Source organism: Thalassobacillus pellis, from assembly GCF_016908295.1.
In the GTDB taxonomy this organism is placed as follows: domain Bacteria; phylum Bacillota; class Bacilli; order Bacillales; family Halobacillaceae; genus Thalassobacillus; species Thalassobacillus pellis.
In genome coordinates, this window is the sequence record NZ_JAFBDO010000006.1 from 82,870 (window position 1) to 98,008 (window position 15,139).

General features: G+C 41.5%; 21 protein-coding genes. 18 read left to right on the top strand and 3 right to left on the bottom strand.

Annotated features, from left to right (window positions below; all coding sequences use genetic code 11):
* Positions 1-25: 25 nt before the first annotated feature.
* Positions 26-583 carry a recombinase family protein gene (locus tag JOC33_RS16745; protein WP_205093692.1) on the bottom strand — a complete coding sequence of 186 codons (558 nt, stop codon included), beginning with the start codon at positions 581-583 and terminating at the stop codon, positions 26-28.
* 329 nt (positions 584-912) lie between these two features.
* Between JOC33_RS16745 and JOC33_RS16750 the strand changes: the two genes are divergently transcribed.
* The 9 genes from JOC33_RS16750 (at position 913) to JOC33_RS16785 (ending at position 7,279) form a co-directional block, all read left to right on the top strand.
* Positions 913-1,314: a nucleotidyltransferase substrate binding protein gene (locus JOC33_RS16750; protein ID WP_205093693.1), complete on the top strand. Its 402-nt coding sequence runs from the start codon at positions 913-915 to the stop codon at positions 1,312-1,314.
* 2 nt (positions 1,315-1,316) lie between these two features.
* On the top strand, positions 1,317-1,643 hold the full coding sequence (locus JOC33_RS16755) for a nucleotidyltransferase family protein (protein ID WP_205093694.1): 327 nt from the start codon (positions 1,317-1,319) through the stop codon (positions 1,641-1,643).
* 216 nt (positions 1,644-1,859) lie between these two features.
* Positions 1,860-2,363, top strand: a complete 504-nt coding sequence (locus tag JOC33_RS16760; protein ID WP_205093789.1) for a GNAT family N-acetyltransferase — start codon at positions 1,860-1,862, stop codon at positions 2,361-2,363.
* A 244-nt stretch (positions 2,364-2,607) separates the two neighbouring features.
* A complete protein-coding gene (locus JOC33_RS16765; RefSeq protein ID WP_205093695.1) occupies positions 2,608-3,225 on the top strand; it encodes a DUF7010 family protein in 618 nt (205 codons plus the stop codon).
* A 913-nt stretch (positions 3,226-4,138) separates the two neighbouring features.
* A complete protein-coding gene (locus tag JOC33_RS16770) occupies positions 4,139-4,627 on the top strand; it encodes a DinB family protein (RefSeq protein WP_205093696.1) in 489 nt (162 codons plus the stop codon).
* 106 nt (positions 4,628-4,733) lie between these two features.
* Positions 4,734-5,285 (top strand): GNAT family N-acetyltransferase, encoded by a 552-nt coding sequence (locus JOC33_RS16775; RefSeq protein ID WP_205093697.1) that lies wholly within the window; start codon positions 4,734-4,736, stop codon positions 5,283-5,285.
* 43 nt (positions 5,286-5,328) lie between these two features.
* Positions 5,329-5,481: a hypothetical protein gene (locus tag JOC33_RS20690; protein WP_338054550.1), complete on the top strand. Its 153-nt coding sequence runs from the start codon at positions 5,329-5,331 to the stop codon at positions 5,479-5,481.
* A 44-nt stretch (positions 5,482-5,525) separates the two neighbouring features.
* Entirely contained in the window at positions 5,526-6,254 is a 729-nt protein-coding gene (locus JOC33_RS16780) for a phosphotransferase (RefSeq protein ID WP_338054552.1), read from the top strand.
* 560 nt (positions 6,255-6,814) lie between these two features.
* Positions 6,815-7,279, top strand: coding sequence for a hypothetical protein (locus JOC33_RS16785; protein WP_205093698.1), 465 nt, complete (start codon positions 6,815-6,817; stop codon positions 7,277-7,279).
* Positions 7,280-7,442: 163 nt separating this feature from the next.
* Here JOC33_RS16785 and JOC33_RS16790 read toward each other — a convergent pair whose 3' ends face one another.
* Positions 7,443-8,129: a hypothetical protein gene (locus JOC33_RS16790; RefSeq protein WP_205093699.1), complete on the bottom strand. Its 687-nt coding sequence runs from the start codon at positions 8,127-8,129 to the stop codon at positions 7,443-7,445.
* A 105-nt stretch (positions 8,130-8,234) separates the two neighbouring features.
* On the opposite strand from JOC33_RS16790, the gene JOC33_RS16795 reads away from it, so the two are divergent.
* The 9 genes from JOC33_RS16795 to JOC33_RS16835 all read left to right on the top strand — a co-directional run bounded on the left by JOC33_RS16795 (position 8,235) and on the right by JOC33_RS16835 (position 14,037).
* Positions 8,235-8,786, top strand: coding sequence for a hypothetical protein (locus tag JOC33_RS16795; protein WP_205093700.1), 552 nt, complete (start codon positions 8,235-8,237; stop codon positions 8,784-8,786).
* A 262-nt stretch (positions 8,787-9,048) separates the two neighbouring features.
* Positions 9,049-9,555, top strand: coding sequence for an immunoglobulin-like domain-containing protein (locus JOC33_RS16800; RefSeq protein ID WP_205093701.1), 507 nt, complete (start codon positions 9,049-9,051; stop codon positions 9,553-9,555).
* A complete protein-coding gene (locus JOC33_RS16805; RefSeq protein WP_205093702.1) occupies positions 9,548-9,973 on the top strand; it encodes a hypothetical protein in 426 nt (141 codons plus the stop codon). Before JOC33_RS16800 ends, JOC33_RS16805 begins: the two co-directional genes overlap by 8 nt.
* Entirely contained in the window at positions 9,928-10,527 is a 600-nt protein-coding gene (locus tag JOC33_RS16810; protein ID WP_205093703.1) for a TetR/AcrR family transcriptional regulator, read from the top strand. Before JOC33_RS16805 ends, JOC33_RS16810 begins: the two co-directional genes overlap by 46 nt.
* Before the next feature lie 17 nt (positions 10,528-10,544).
* Complete coding sequence (locus JOC33_RS16815; protein WP_205093704.1) at positions 10,545-11,006, top strand: DUF2269 family protein; 462 nt, start codon at positions 10,545-10,547, stop codon at positions 11,004-11,006.
* A 22-nt stretch (positions 11,007-11,028) separates the two neighbouring features.
* A complete protein-coding gene (locus JOC33_RS16820) occupies positions 11,029-11,460 on the top strand; it encodes a DoxX family protein (protein WP_205093705.1) in 432 nt (143 codons plus the stop codon).
* A gap of 543 nt (positions 11,461-12,003) precedes the next feature.
* On the top strand, positions 12,004-12,450 hold the full coding sequence (locus JOC33_RS16825; protein ID WP_205093706.1) for a JAB domain-containing protein: 447 nt from the start codon (positions 12,004-12,006) through the stop codon (positions 12,448-12,450).
* A 581-nt stretch (positions 12,451-13,031) separates the two neighbouring features.
* Positions 13,032-13,292, top strand: coding sequence for a hypothetical protein (locus JOC33_RS16830; protein WP_205093707.1), 261 nt, complete (start codon positions 13,032-13,034; stop codon positions 13,290-13,292).
* A 16-nt stretch (positions 13,293-13,308) separates the two neighbouring features.
* Complete coding sequence (locus tag JOC33_RS16835; protein ID WP_205093708.1) at positions 13,309-14,037, top strand: DUF998 domain-containing protein; 729 nt, start codon at positions 13,309-13,311, stop codon at positions 14,035-14,037.
* Between the two features lie 495 nt (positions 14,038-14,532).
* Here JOC33_RS16835 and JOC33_RS16840 read toward each other — a convergent pair whose 3' ends face one another.
* Complete coding sequence (locus JOC33_RS16840; protein ID WP_205093709.1) at positions 14,533-15,135, bottom strand: response regulator transcription factor; 603 nt, start codon at positions 15,133-15,135, stop codon at positions 14,533-14,535.
* Positions 15,136-15,139: the final 4 nt, after the last annotated feature.

The window sequence follows — 15,139 nt, forward strand, 5'->3', positions numbered from 1 at the left end:
CAGGAAACTATAAAAATAGGTGAATTTATCCTCTCTTAGAAAGGTAACGATAAAACGTAGCTCTCCCTAACCCCGTAGCATCCAGGATCTCCTGAATGCTATAGGCTTTGCTGTCATACATCCGAAACGCCATATCCAATTTGGCCGGTTCCTTTTTGGGTCGACCGCCTTTTCTTCCCCGAGCTCTTGCTGCCTCTAGCCCTGCTTTGGTCCGTTCCGATATAATATCCCGTTCAAACTGCGCCAATCCACTGAAAATCGTAAACACCAATTTTCCCATGGCGGTCGTCGTATCGATGTTTTCGTTGATGGAAACGAAGTTAATCCCTTTTTCTTGGAAGTCATTGATCAGATCCACAAGGTGTTTCGTGCTTCGTCCGATCCGATCCAATTTGTAAACGATCACGGTGTCCCCCTCCCGTAAAAATTTCAGCATCTCATTAAACGCCGGACGACTTTTTTTCGTTCCGGTAATTTTTTCGGCATAAATATTTTCTTCTTTCACACCATAACGCATTAACGCGTCAAACTGCATATGTAAGTTTTGGTCTTTGGTACTTACCCGGGCATACCCCACTAACATTTTTTGGAACTCCTTTGCGATTTTCTTATCTTTATATTATCAAAAAGGTTGATTAGTGTATATATTGGAACTTAGATTTTAAGACGGCTTTTGGAACTAAAATTCCTAAAAGATTGGTGAAATTTTCTTCTCGGGAAGATTGTTATCAAAAACGACCGTTTAAGATACTCGGAATAAAGAGATCGTAAATTAAGTAGGCAGAATTTTTATAATAATTTGAATGTTCAGAATAATATTGCAGGGCTACTTGTCCAGAAAGTAAAGGGGTATGATAAAATAAAGGAAGGGAAACAGTCAAAGTGGAGAAGGGGAAAAGGAGGGAACTTTTCATGGCTCACGGAAAAGAAGTCCGTTGGAAACAACGGTTTGAGAATTTTGAGAAGGCATATCTGGTGCTGCAGGAAAATGTTACGCATCCCATAAAAACCGATTTGGAACGTGCGGGATTGGTTCAATTGTTTGAAGTGACCTTTGAGTTATCATGGAAAGTATTAAAAGATTACTTAGAAGCGGAAGGTTTTTCTGTGAAAAGCCCGCGAGAGACGTTAAAACAAGCCTTTCAAATTGGTCTCATTGAAGAAGGGCACCCATGGATGGATGCTTTAGCGGATCGAAACCTGACTGCCCATACGTATAATGATGCTTTGGCGGATAAACTAGTCAAAGAAATCAAAGAAAGCTACTTCCCGATGATTGAACAACTATATCATAAACTTTCAAAGGAACGATAACCATGTACGGTTTGTTGAAGCGTGATCTGTATTACATCCAAAAAGCAGTGGATAAATTTCCAGAAATTGAACATGTTTTATTGTTCGGCAGCCGCGCCTTGGGAAATCATAAGAACGGTTCCGATGTGGACCTGGCGATTGTAGGAAAAGAGGTGTCCCATCGCACGATTCTTCAATTAAGCGAGTACCTGAATGATATTTATCCTCTTCCCTACATGTTTGATCTGGTTCACTATAACACTATTTCGAATGAAAACTTGAAAAAACATGTAGATGCATATGGGAAAGAGTTATCGTGGAATCAAGCTAATATGATAGATAATAATTGAAAATAAAGTAAGGAGCTTTTGTTTTGCAAAAGCTCCTTTGTGTATTACCACATTTATTTAGAGGGAACTAAAAAAGGCAATAAACGGTATGATTGTATTAAATTAACTATGCAACTCCTGCCCGCGTAAAAAAGTGCGAAATGTAAGGCGTGTATGAAGTGTAAGGTGGGGCTTAGAAAGATTTAAAAACTATGAGTAGAGGAGCGTGTTTTTGTGATGACAGCTAATTTTCAACCTATGGAGTTTGAAATGGAAACCAATCGACTGTCACTGAGTATGGGGAAGGAATCAGATGCATCCTGGTATAGGGAACTTGTTGCCGAACGTGGACAGGATATGCCCACTCTCACTGTTGCTCGTGACAGAGTCATCAGTATACGTGATAAAGCAATGGAAAAAGGTATCGCTCCCCTGACCATTCGTCGCCGAGATGAAGGAGATTATATTGGGTACAGTGGATTGATTATTGGCCGTTCTACACTTGAAGAGCCAGAAATCGCTTACGAGCTGTTCCGTAGGGTACACGGAAATGGTTATGCGACCGAAGCGGCTTCCGTTGTCCTGCATGGTGCAATTGCCACTGGAAGCCACCGACTCTGGTCAACAGTGCGCTCCTGGAATGCTGCATCCTTCCGAGTACTTGAAAAAATAGGCTTTAGGCGGGACCACAGTACGTGGGACGAGCGCGGCGAAATCGTTTGGAATGTTCGTGATCTTTAGATGGTTTGGACAGCATATTCTTTCTGAACAACTGGCTTGCAGGTTTCTAAAAAATGTGGTTTCACATTAAAAGTTTTACATTATTCTTTAACTATTTCTAGTAAGCGATGGTGCCGTTATTTTTGGATTACGCTACCCATGTGTCGGATTTCCGTCACCACTTATAGGAAAGGGAACCTTTACGACAGAAAATACGTAGAACGGAAGGAGGATAAAAAAATATTTAGATGAAAGGAAGGTTTTAGTGAACACATTACAACCATTATCTAAGCCCGAGCTACGTGGAATTGCGACGGGAGTTTTATTTATGGCTTTTTTTGGTTTTGCGTGGGTTTCTACAGGGATAGGGGGATTAGGGGGCTACGGAAGTCCCTGGTTGTTCATTTTTTCATTAGCTATTGGAATCGTGTTGGTTTCAGGTGGTTGTTTACTAATGATCACCTCACGTGACTTGCCAAATCAGGTTACAAATGTAGAGGGGAGGGATGGGAAGAATCTAAGGATGTGGTTTAACATCATCTTCGCAGCAGAGGGGATAGCAATCGCGATTGCTATTATTGTCTGCAACAAAACTGAGCAAACGGAACATATCCCCCTCATCATTGCCATGATTGTTGGACTCCATTTTTTGCCGTTGGCTTATCTTTTCGAGGTCAAGATTTATTATTTTACTGGTGTTTTCCTCTGTTTAGTTCCTGTTATAACATGGATATTTGTCCCTGTGAATGTTGCATGGATGGACTATCAAGTCAATTTATATATGGCTGTCGTTGGATTCGGATCTGCGCTCATCCTGTGGGGAACTAGCTTGGCCATATGGCTCATGGGCCGAAGGTTGGTTAGGGATTCACAAGCCATTTGACTTTATACGTACTAATTTGAGTATAAATGCGACATTCTCATTCTGATTGACATCCCCATATCTTCGGATTCCATTAATGGAAAGGGTATGTTGTAAGAAGAGCAAAATAGTCAAGGAAAAGACCATTAATACCAGTAAAGAAGAAAGGCTCACTACTACTTCAGCTTGAATGGACCAACGCTCTACGCCCGGGTAAGCGTTACAATCGGTCCATGGCGGAGGAACAACATTTGAAAATCAAAAGAACAATCGTACCGGCCGTTACGGAGGAATTTTCTTCAGTGGGGGGAGAATAAGAAATACTTGTTTCATATGTCAAGGGAGAAGGTGTCGTTGGAAGAAGCGGAAAAAGCAACCTCCCAAATGATCCAAGCAGCCAAACTACTTGGGTGACACAAGTGGCTATCTAGGTGAAGAATATGTAAGGGGAAACCAATAGAAGTAGCACCTTTACATAGGTTTAAGATAGGTCCGTCCATTAAAGATACTCAGAATTTCTGCAAAAGTGCGAATGTATAGATCTGATTCTCTTTCGTAAACGTTTATCAAAGGAGCTTTTGTTATGCTACGGCAATCAAAAGCCCCTTTTTCTTTCCCCATTAATTCGAGGGGAAAAGGCAGGCTTTCCTTGTTAACACCTGATATTTATAACATTTATTTTGCTGCCGGTCCTGTTATTATGAAGGCACTGATTGTTGTTATGTAGATTTAGAGATTTTTGTCTGATGAATTTTAGGGGGTGAAGGTTACGTGGGAGGGCTTGAGGCTGTATTATTCGTTTTAGCCGTATTTTTCTTTTTTATTTTCCATATCAAGATAAAGGATTTAGAAAAGCGAGTACAAGACTTAGAAAGTAGCTCAGACACTAAATAACAAGCATTCTTATCCAGGATAAGTAGAAAGGTGTGATGTGATGAATCATAAAGAATATGAATGGGTCCAAGAGAACCGAAAGGCATTGCTTGATTTTTGCGGTGAAATGCCACTAAATGATTTTACACGGGAAATGGGGTTCGGTTGGCAGAATGTGCGTGACACCCTTGTGCACGTTGCGAATTGTTATCATGCTTGGTTAGGATCGTTTGTGTTATTACAAACCAAAAAGCCAATTACACCTAGTGAGCATCTACCGACCATAGGTATGGAAGAGATTAGGGTGCTTTTTGAAAAGGCAGATGCTTATGTGTATGAAGTGCTGGAGTCTTACGCACTAAAATGGGATGAGCCCATTGTACAACCGATCCCTTGGCGGGAGTCCCGCGAAGCTATTTCCATGACTCCTCGAAAACTATTCCTGCATACCGTCACCCATGAGTACCACCATAAAGGACAAATCATAGCGATGGCCAGACAAATGGGATACGAACCTATAAATACGGATGTACTAGGGGCAAGAGATTAGATATGTATCATGATCCCATAGGACATTTTTCTATAAAGGGTGCTCTCTCTTTCTATGCTTATGAGAAGGGGGATCTCCATTTCGCAAGAGAAGGGGAAGTAAGAAAATGGAGCCAACAAATATTACGTTCCGAAGGCTGACATTAGAAGATTTACCACGGATGTATAACTGGATTAGCAATGACCGCCTAGTTAATCGTTTTTGGGCTTACAACCAAAAAGAGTCTTATGAACAGATCACCAAAGAGTTTTCTGATTATATTAAAAGGGTGGAGCCAACCGATCCGTATCTCATTCTTTATGATGATACTCAGATCGGTTATATCCAAACGTTTCAATGGAGGGATTATCCAGTATTTGAAAAATACGTTAATCTAAGTCATGCAGCCAGTTTAGATTTATTTATTGGGGAAGAGGCATATAGAAATAGAGGGCTTAGTACGACTATTCTATCCCAATTTCTCAGTCAGTTTGTTTTTTCCGATGAACATGTAGACAGGTGTATTATTAATCCAGAGGTTAGCAATAGAAACGCTATACGGGCTTATGAAAAAATCGGATTTCAGATTATTAAAATGGTTCCAGATATACCAGAAGAACATGGCCCCGTGTATTTCATGCGTTTAGATCGTCAAACGTTCAAGGATAACTATCGTTAAAGAATCTCTATCTATTGCTAACTCTCGACAGGGAGTATTTGATATGACAAAACAAAAGGGAAATAAAGCCGATCAAAAGGGGAAAAAGCACCAATGGCATGCCGATTGGGAGCTTTCCAACCAGCAAGTAGAACAATACATATATCGTCAGTTTCCGGAGCTCTCCTTTATGGCGGTTAAAAAAATAGGTTTTTAGTTGGAGAAGAATATGTTTTTCGTTTTCCAAGGCGAGAGGTTGCTATTCCCGGGTTGAAACGTGAAGCAACGATTCTTCCTATTCTTGAGGATTATGTGACCCTCCCGTATCCGAAACCTTTATTTTTTGGACAAGGAGAAGGGGAATATCAAGCCCCTTTTTTAGGGTACAACTTTATATCTGGGCGTTTTCCGATTGGATTAAATGACGAACAACGAGCCTCGTCAACACTACTTCTAGCCTCATTCTTAAAGGAATTACATGCTTTTCCCGTTGATAAGGCCATCGAAAAAGGGGTGCCCTTTGACAGCAGAAACCTGCTTGATCTCCCCTCTCGTAAGAAAAAGATGTTTTTATTTTTGGAGACCATATCTCCTGGTTTGGATAAAGAGGAGTTCGCATTGCTCAAAGCCTATTTAAAAGAACTAAAAACAGCGCCCATCCATCGAAAAGATGTGTTTTTGCATGGAGACTTACATTTTAAAAATATCCTAGTAGATAAACACGCTCACATTTCTGGGGTCATCGACTGGGGGGATATGAATATTGGGCATCCAGCTTGTGATTTAAGCATCGCTTTTAGCTTTTTACCTGTAACGGAGCGAGAGAAGTTTTTTCATGTATATGGGGAAGTAGATGAAGAGACGTTCCTTTTAGCTCGTTTTCTAGCGGTGTTTATACCCACGCTGATCCTGATGCAAGCGTTTGAAGATCAAGAGGAAAGGATTGTTGCTGAAGCAAAGGAAGCGATATTTCGGGCTTTACAGGATTAATCGTTATTTTTCCCTGGATGGCAATTGTCTAACAGCTCAAAGCGACCTTTGTCCAAAGAATGGCTAAACTAAAAAAGAAGCCAAAGGACAAGGTTATGAGAAACAAGGCCCAGGAAAAGGGTTAAAAAGTAGCATGGCTATGGAAACGGCATTTTTATATAATTAACTTACCACGACAACCCGATTTCTTTTTATCAGAGAAGGACCGTACTCTTTGGAGTGCGGTCCTTCTTATGCAACATGGGTGATCCAGAATTCCAGCAGACAAATCTTTATTTTTCATATGGTTCTTCGTAAGTGCTGACGATTGGCCATTTGAAAGACGGAAACGAAAAGATTAGGTAACACAAACGTTTACAATTACGTAAACGTTTGTGTTTTTTCTTTTGTGCTATAATTACGCTTTTGAATTTATCGTCTCCTTTAGTTGCTAACCAGGAGGGAAAATACCCACTCGTACTCATAAAGCTGCTTAAGAAGGGATTTTCTACTAGAAATTTCTATAAAAGTATATTAAAAATCTTTTTTGTTCAAAATAGGGCAAAAACGGTGGTGATTTGATGTGGTTAATTATTATCCTGGGATTTATTATTCCTTGGATGTTTGGCATCTATCTATATAAAAAAGCCCCAGTAATTTTTTATACCACGGCGCCTATGACAGCTCTTATTGCCGTTGTGTGCAATCAACTTGGTATCCATTTGAAATTATGGAAGGTTCATCACATGCCTAAAGTGGTCCTTTTAGACTCCATCTTCCTTGATTTGGGGATTTTCGCCATTGTGGGGGCGTGGTTTACGTATTTATTGCATTACAAACAAGTAAAACCATTTCGATTATTAACTATTTTTATAGTAGGAATGACTTCCTTGGAATATTTCATGGTTGTGACAGAACGAGTATCCTATCACAGTTCCTGGAGTATTTTTTATACCTTTTTGATGTATGTCGGAGGATTTGCCACGCTGTACTTCATTACGAAAAAATTGATTAAGCATAAGATTTTCCCCATGGCATCTAAGTAAATGCTTTAAAGGTCTCGTATAGAACAAGCCTTATCTCCAACAATTGAGGTCCGAAAATTCACTAAGGGAGAACCATCCTTCCTTTTTCCGTTGTGATGACCGACCACTAAGCGAGATACTACCATCATCTGAAAAAGAGCCCTTGAAAGGGCTCTTTAAATGTTTAGTTAGGGTTATAGCTCCATTCTCTTGTCCCAATATATGTATCGTCTGCTACATAACGTGTAAAATATGTAACTTCTTCACCACCGGTACAGCCGCCAGTACGGGTACGTTTGACTCTTTCCTTGACAACGGTACCGTAAATAGCTGGACGAGTCCACTTGGTTGGATCTGAATCAACGGTAAAGCCATATCCTGGCGTTGAAATAGATACTTCAGCTGATGCCCCATAACCGGAAATGCCAATTGAATAACTAAGTGTTGCAAAAGAGAAATTATATTCTTTAACGTTATACTGTGCTTCACTAAAACCTGGGTGGTAGTCTAGAAAGGCATGGTACTCTACGTTTGTTCTACTGACTACATCATAGTAATATTGGTATTGACAACCTAGCGTTTCAAAGGAGCCATCACCTATATTCGTTTTTACTTTCCCTGGATCAGCGTCTTCACCTTCAGCAATAATATTACCGTTCCCATCGGTCATAAACTTGTCAGGAAGTTTAGAATACTCATGAACGATGTTACCATATTCATCCTCATATGTATTAATCACTTCTGGAGTAAAGTTAATTTCTGGAGCATCACCGTTTAGTTCTGCTGCATTTGTTACTTGAGGGATTATAACTAAGCTAAGACTTAGTAGAAAAAATGTTACCCCCATACAATGTTTTTTAATAAAAGCCATCTTTTCCTCTCTCCTTTTTTGTATTAAAATGGGCTACGTCTACAATGTAATACAAAAAAAGAATATATTTCAATATTTTTCCAAAGATTAGGAGGTATTTACCCTATGGGTAAAAGAGGGTTCATTTTAACGGTGATAATAGGACTATTTGTTTTAATAGGTGTTGTTACTTATACAGCTATTGGCCAAACTGAGAATAGTAAGAATGAAAACAGTTTACTCAGGCAGTGGGATGAATATATGGATCGTGCCGGGTACACTTCAATAGAAGTTCACCAGGATAATGAACAGTTTGTATTCTCTTTTTTCATAAATGAGAGTAGAGACGAATTGGGGGTCTTGGAATATTCTACTGAAAATGTGAATGTTGAGACTGCTAAAATAAAAGAAGATAGCAAAATAAATCACGTGTTTTTAGATGGCAAATATCGAAATTATTTAGGGGTTCGTTTCCATGAAGGTACTAACGTTTTAGGTAAACTTGGAGTAGAAACCGTTCAAGGAAATGAGCGAAAGTATGATTTGTACAATAGTGAAGATGGATCTACTCGCTCAAGCATTTTGTTGGACACTTCTTTGTCAAAAGAAGAAATACGTAAATTGATCTTATATAGTAAGAGTGGAGATGTTCTGGCCACTAAAGAAATTAAAGATTAAAGTTTAATGCATCCGTCGTTTTCTGTGACCACTGTTCTCTCTTGTACAAGAAGCTTCACCTTTTTAAGGTGGGGCTTTTTCAGATTTCATTTATCCTCTTATCCCAATACAAGCAGTCTGTTATTTCTGCAGGTGATCTTCTTTTCACAGAAGAATTTTTTGGTTTTTATGGACCGTTAGTCGTTACCCTTAACAGGGCTACTTTAACAAAAAAAGAAACTTAACCTGGTATTATACGTCTGTTATTAAAAGGGGGGATTTCATGAAGAGAGATGTTTGTTTGCTATCCTGTTTGGCTATGCTTTTCATACTTTTAATAGGATGCGGAAGTTCCAATAATAGCTTGAAAGGAAGTTCTAATAATAGCTCAAAAGAAACGGACTGGGAACCTACCATACATGAGAGGGTCAACCACCTGGAGGGTGTAACGATGTTTATAAAGGAAGGAACGGTTTCCCCTACTGGATTGACTGTACTATTTGAGAATAACTCTGACAAGCGATGGATCTATGGAGAATATTTTTTGTTGGAAAAGAAAATGAAAGGTAAATGGTACCAAGTCCCTATTGCTCTAGAGGAAAACTACGGATTTAGAGATATTGGCTATGATTTAGATTCTTCCGATGTTAGGGAATGGACAGTAGATTGGGATTGGCTTTATGGAAGTTTGGATACTGGAGAGTACCGTATAGTGAAAGATATCTTAGATTTTAGAAAGGCAGGAGATTATGATAAGCACTATTTAACAGCGGAATTTACAATTGGTTAGCCAAACAAAATTATTTTATATCGCAGACTGGGAAGGGTTTATCCGTTTAAGGGGTACATTGAAATATCTAACTACTGGGCGCGCTGATGATGATGTTTCCAGCTATATTCGTGCTGCAAATCTAGGTGTCAAACTAAGTAACAGCCTCTCTACCGCGAACCATCCTGCCATGTATCTTTGTTGTTGCCATCCTTTTAGCTCATTCATCTATAAAGCTGCAGACAGGATGCAATATAAACGCTTGTGTTTGGGTAGTACGGAAATGGGACATGAAGTAATCGGCCGTTTCGTACTCTTTTTTTATTTCATCCTTTACAAACCGACAGTCGGTATGTATAATGAAATCAACTTACTGAGAAAGGAAGGAAAGCATTGGACCGGGAATCGAAACGAAACAAGACAAAAACGTTATTATTAGACGCGACAAAAACTTTAGTTCAAGAAAAAGGGTGCAGCAAAATGACCCTGAGTGATATCATGACCCGCACTGGATTATCCAAAGGCGCGATTTATCATTATGTAAAAAGCAAAGATGAACTATTGGCTTTGGTCTTACAAGAGAGGATGGAAACTATCGATGATCGCTTTTTTGCCGAAGTGAACCAAGGAAAAAAAGAATTTGAAAATCCTTTGAGAGCCATTGTTAAAAATTTGCCATCCCTGCAAGAACCTCAAGATCCAACCAATCAAATCTTTTTGTATCTGCTTTCGAAGAACGATCAACCTGTTGTCCGCGCCATCATCACGAAGTTTTACGATCAAGCCCTTCAATTATCTAAACGTTGGATTACGGTCGCTCAGTCGGATGGCGTCATCCCCTTATCGGTTAATGCAGATAAAACAGCCGAGTTATTCTTACTGATCTCCTATGGATTCCGGGTGCGCAGCTCCATTTCCACAGAAGACCATGCCTTTAATGCCGAAGATTATTCAGTACTTATGGTGGAATTGCTGCAGCCAAAACAAAAATAAGGAAAGGATGCGGTCGATTGCGTGTTTTGTTGCTTTTGCACATCATTGGTGTCGTTATGTTTCTTGGAAATATTGTTACGGCAGCTTTTTGGAAAGTGAGAGCCGACATCAAAAAGGATCCTGTGGTCATCCAGCAGACGGTGAAAAACGTGATGTTGGCGGATTTCATCTTTACATTGCCGGGACTACTACTCCTTATAGTTTCCGGCACGGCCATGACGGTGCAATCCGGGTATCCCATGGGTACTTTCAACTGGTTTACGGTCTCTTTGTTGTTGTTTGTGTTCACCGGCATCCTTTGGTTAGCGCTCCTCCTCCCCTTACAGCGAAGCATGATCCGGCACAGTGCACGGTCCATCAATGACGGCAGCCTTTCCACGGAGTATCAGAAGGCCTCCCGTTATTGGGCCATTTTTGGAATAGCAGCCACCTTATTACCCGTGGTTATTTTGTACCTGATGGTAACAAAGGCATTTTAAATATTAGAAGGGAATGGATAGAATGGCTCCATTTGTTGTGTTAGTGGTTTCTTTTTTGCTGTTTCGGGTGATTGGTTTTTTTGAACTCCCACTGGATGACTGGCAGACCTCCTTACGCCTGGCTTTAGCCCTGATGTTATTCTTTACTGCCATGGCTCATTGGGGGAAAAGACGCTCTACCCTCATTAGCATGGTACCTGCTTCCCTGCCCAACCCTCCTTTGGTCGTCACTATTACCGGCGTATTAGAAATCATTGGTGCGATCGGTTTATTGCTACCGGCCACTTCCAGAATCGCATCTATCTGTTTGGCCCTATTACTGATGATGATGTTTCCAGCTAATATTCGTGCTGCAAAGCTAGGTGTCAAGATGAAGGAAAAACGAGTAACATCCATCCTACCAAGAACCATCCTCCAAGGTATCTTTGTTGCTGCGGTCCTTTTAGCTGGATAGGAAGGGGGAACATGGGATTCCTCCTATGCCCAAATAACCTTTCTCACTTTGCGTTTTACAATAGTGAAAGAGCGTTGCGTAAATGTAATCATCTCGCAGGTAAAGTAACCATCGAAGGTGTTGACCAATCAGTAGTAACGGAGCAGCTCGATGTACACGTGCTGTTCTTTTTTTATTTAAACTAAAGCAAGTCATTAAAAAAGCTTGAGAAATAAGAAAAGACGTGGGTGATGACAATGTAAAGCACGTTTTCCTCCTTCTTTGTTTTCCTCATTTTAATGATTGGCTTATCACTTGCGGAAGGGCTGGCGGGGCGGCAAGGGAATCGGGGAAACCAAGTCGGCGAACGGCCCGTAGGCAAGTCGCAAATGGTTTTGGGGAAACGGGCCCTACGTCATTGGGTTTCCCTCTTTTCCCGCAAAGCTGCCTGTTCCCTGCTGGATTGCCTCCCCTGGCAAGCGTGCGTCTTTCGTACGCATGCCCTTCCCCGGCGTCTTCGCCAACATTTGCTCCTTTCCATCAAAGAAAGGAGTGGGTAATCCCATGGAAAAAATGTATGAAATTGTACGTATCAAGCAGGTGGTCGAAGAAGCGAAGGATGTACCGTATGAAGCCATTGTTCGTTCCCCAGAGGATGCCGCATCCATCACGGCTCATTTTATCGGGGAAGAGGATCGGGAAGTGTTTTTCGCGCTCTACCTGAACCAGAAAAATCATATCGTAGCCGTTCATCGCGTGCATGTCGGAACGGTGAATACCTGCCCGGTGCATCCAAGAGAGGTATTCAAGGGGGCGATTTTATCCAATGCCGCCTCCATCATCGTCGCTCATAATCATCCGAGCCAGGAAGTGCAACCTTCCCCGGAAGATATTGAAGTTACCAGCCGTCTTGTGCAAGCCGGGAAGATCATCGGTGTGGAAGTGCTCGACCATCTGATCGTGAATGCCAGTGGAAGCTATACAAGCCTGAAGGAGAAAGGATATGTGTGAAAGAGAGGGGCACTGCCCCCTTTTTTGGTCGGAAACAAAGCAGGGAAAAATTCTCCAATAAACGTGGATGTTACCCTTTTTAAATGGCCGAGAATATGAAAGGCATCGGTTTTGGATGGGTTTCAAATCGCAGGCCACCAGCAACGGAAGCGAAAGCGAACGGCGGTAGAACCCTGAACGGATTAGGGAAGACCAAGAGCAATAAAATGAAAACAAACGTTTACGTAAATGTAAACGTTTGTTCATTTAATGCCTCTCCCCCAACAGTTGGAACAAGTTTCGGGAAGAGTATTATGATGTTTATCACCCAAAAAAGGTGACAAACATGACTGCCTTGCCGGGGCATTTCTATGGTACCGTTTTACATAATCATTTATTTCCGAAAAAACTTGTAACTTGACTGAGAGGAGAATCGACTTAATACATGTGAATGATCGTAAAGAGGTTATACCATCCATTTTCAGAAGATTTTGTTTTTGGGTGGATGTGATTGGTTTCCTGTCCTTTTTAAGAGAAACCCCACATCCGTTTCTAGCATTTGTCGCCTGGACGCTTGGAAAATAAGGAAAGAAGGAGAAACCATGAAAAAAACAGTGAATATGTGGGTCGACCGTTCCGGAAAACTAGGAATTTTAGAAATGGAAGATGCGGTGTTTGGTCAATGTTTTCGCCCGATTTTACTTTCTTCACTTGAAAAGCGGGAGTATCGCTTTATAAAAGGTCTTTGGTATACCACCTATAGTGGGGCGAGACAGTTCTTCCGTCAGGAGAGTAACCCGTATCAGGTCCAAGGGAGAATGCGAAAAATTCCTTTAGAGGAACCCTTTCGCCAGGTCGTATAACAAGGGGGGAAACGTCATGAACCAGAGCTTGCAAAACTCAGAAGATGCTCGTTCTGAAGGTGAAAAGAGGGGTCCCATTCCTGCCAAGATTCCCGCATTCCTTACCAACCCAGTGGGTTTTGGAAGCGTCTGCTGGATACTTACCGCTCTCTTTTTTGTGGGGCAGGTGGTGACCCAAGCTGCCGTAACCACGCCTTATAGTCTTCTTACGAATCAAATTAGTGATCTAGGGGTTACCACCTGTGAGCCAATCACCGTATTGGACTACCATACTACGGTATGCTCCCCGCTCCATGGGGTGATGAACGCGACTTTCATCATTTTTGGATTATTGTCCATGGTAGGGGCGATCGCCCTCCGTCATGTCTGGCCCAAGCGCCGTTTAAGAGTGGTGGGGACCACCTTCATCATGATAGGAAGCGTCGGAGCGATAGTGGCAGGATTTTTCCCACAGAACGAACAGCCGGTGCTCCATATCCTTGGAGCCATTGCAGGTATGGTGCTCACGAATTTGGGGGTTTTCCTCATTGGCTGCGCAGTGTGGAAGTACCACAGAGGTATGGGGAGTTTTTCTCTTGTGTGTAGTGGCATTGGTTTGGGCAGTTTCTTTTTTAATGCTCCGACTTCTGAGATTGGAGGGTTATTGGAACGTTTAGCTGGGTATCCAATGGTCCTCTGGATGATAGTGACAGGATTTTTCCTTGTCCGAAAGGGGGCTTACTTCCGGTTCGATATCCGTTCTTAAAACTGATATCCTTGTCATGGTTTGTTTGTGAAAGGGGTTTCTTGGGACGGTTTTTATAAGGAGAGGGCAACGTCGTATGCTTTAGATGCAAATGGATTTTGCATAAGCCGAGGGTATAGTCGAGACGTCTTTTCTGTAGTTTGATAGTGTGATCTGAAATTTCGCCCGTGAAGGAGGTATCAAAAAGTGATGAATTTATCTATTTTGGTAGCCGTTTTCGTTGTTTTCCTTGGCATTTTTATCGGCTCTAAACAAAAAAATAGTTAGATACCATAAAAGAGTCTTCACGATAATTAATGTGATATAACAAATTTTGATATCACGGACGATTGGTGACTTACGGGTCCCAACTTGGATACTGCCCTCTTTATCCTTAGGACACCTTCCTGGTGTCCTTATTCTACACCGGCGTGGAGGGGGCAGTAATCTTACAAACCAACACAAACGTAAACGTTGATATTTACGTTTGTGTTGGTTTGCGGAGGTTAGTAGGCTCTACGATAACCAGCCTTTTTCCTCAGCTATGGCGACAGCATCGATTCGGTTTTTCGCCTCCAGTTTCTGCATGATTTCGGAAATATAATTCCGGATCGTGCCTTGGGATAAGAAGAGGGTTTGACTGATTTCTCGCACAGATTCACCAGCTTGAAGACATTGTATAATTTCAATCTCTCGTTCAGTCAAAGGGTTGTGTTCTTTTAGGGAGGAAAATGTCAGTTGGGGGCTGAAGATCCTTTGCCCCTGGTGAATCTGTCGCAGGGCTTCTGCTAAATCAGCCACGGGTGTCTCCTTTAATAAGTACCCTTGTACCCCTGCTTGGATCGCCTTTTGGAGATAGCCTGTCCGGGCAAATGTCGTAACAATCGCCACCTTACAAGGATGATTGATGTTTTGGAGGTGTTCAGCTACCTCCAACCCACTATAATAAGGCATTTCAATATCTAAAACTGCAATATCCGGGTTGGCTTCTTGGATTAAAGCCAACGCTTTTTTCCCGTTACCTGCTTCTCCTACCACGTCGATATCTGCTTCCATTCCCAGTAATCGGCTAATGGCTCCTCGCAGTAACCCTTGGTCCTCTGCAATGATAATTTTCATTCTG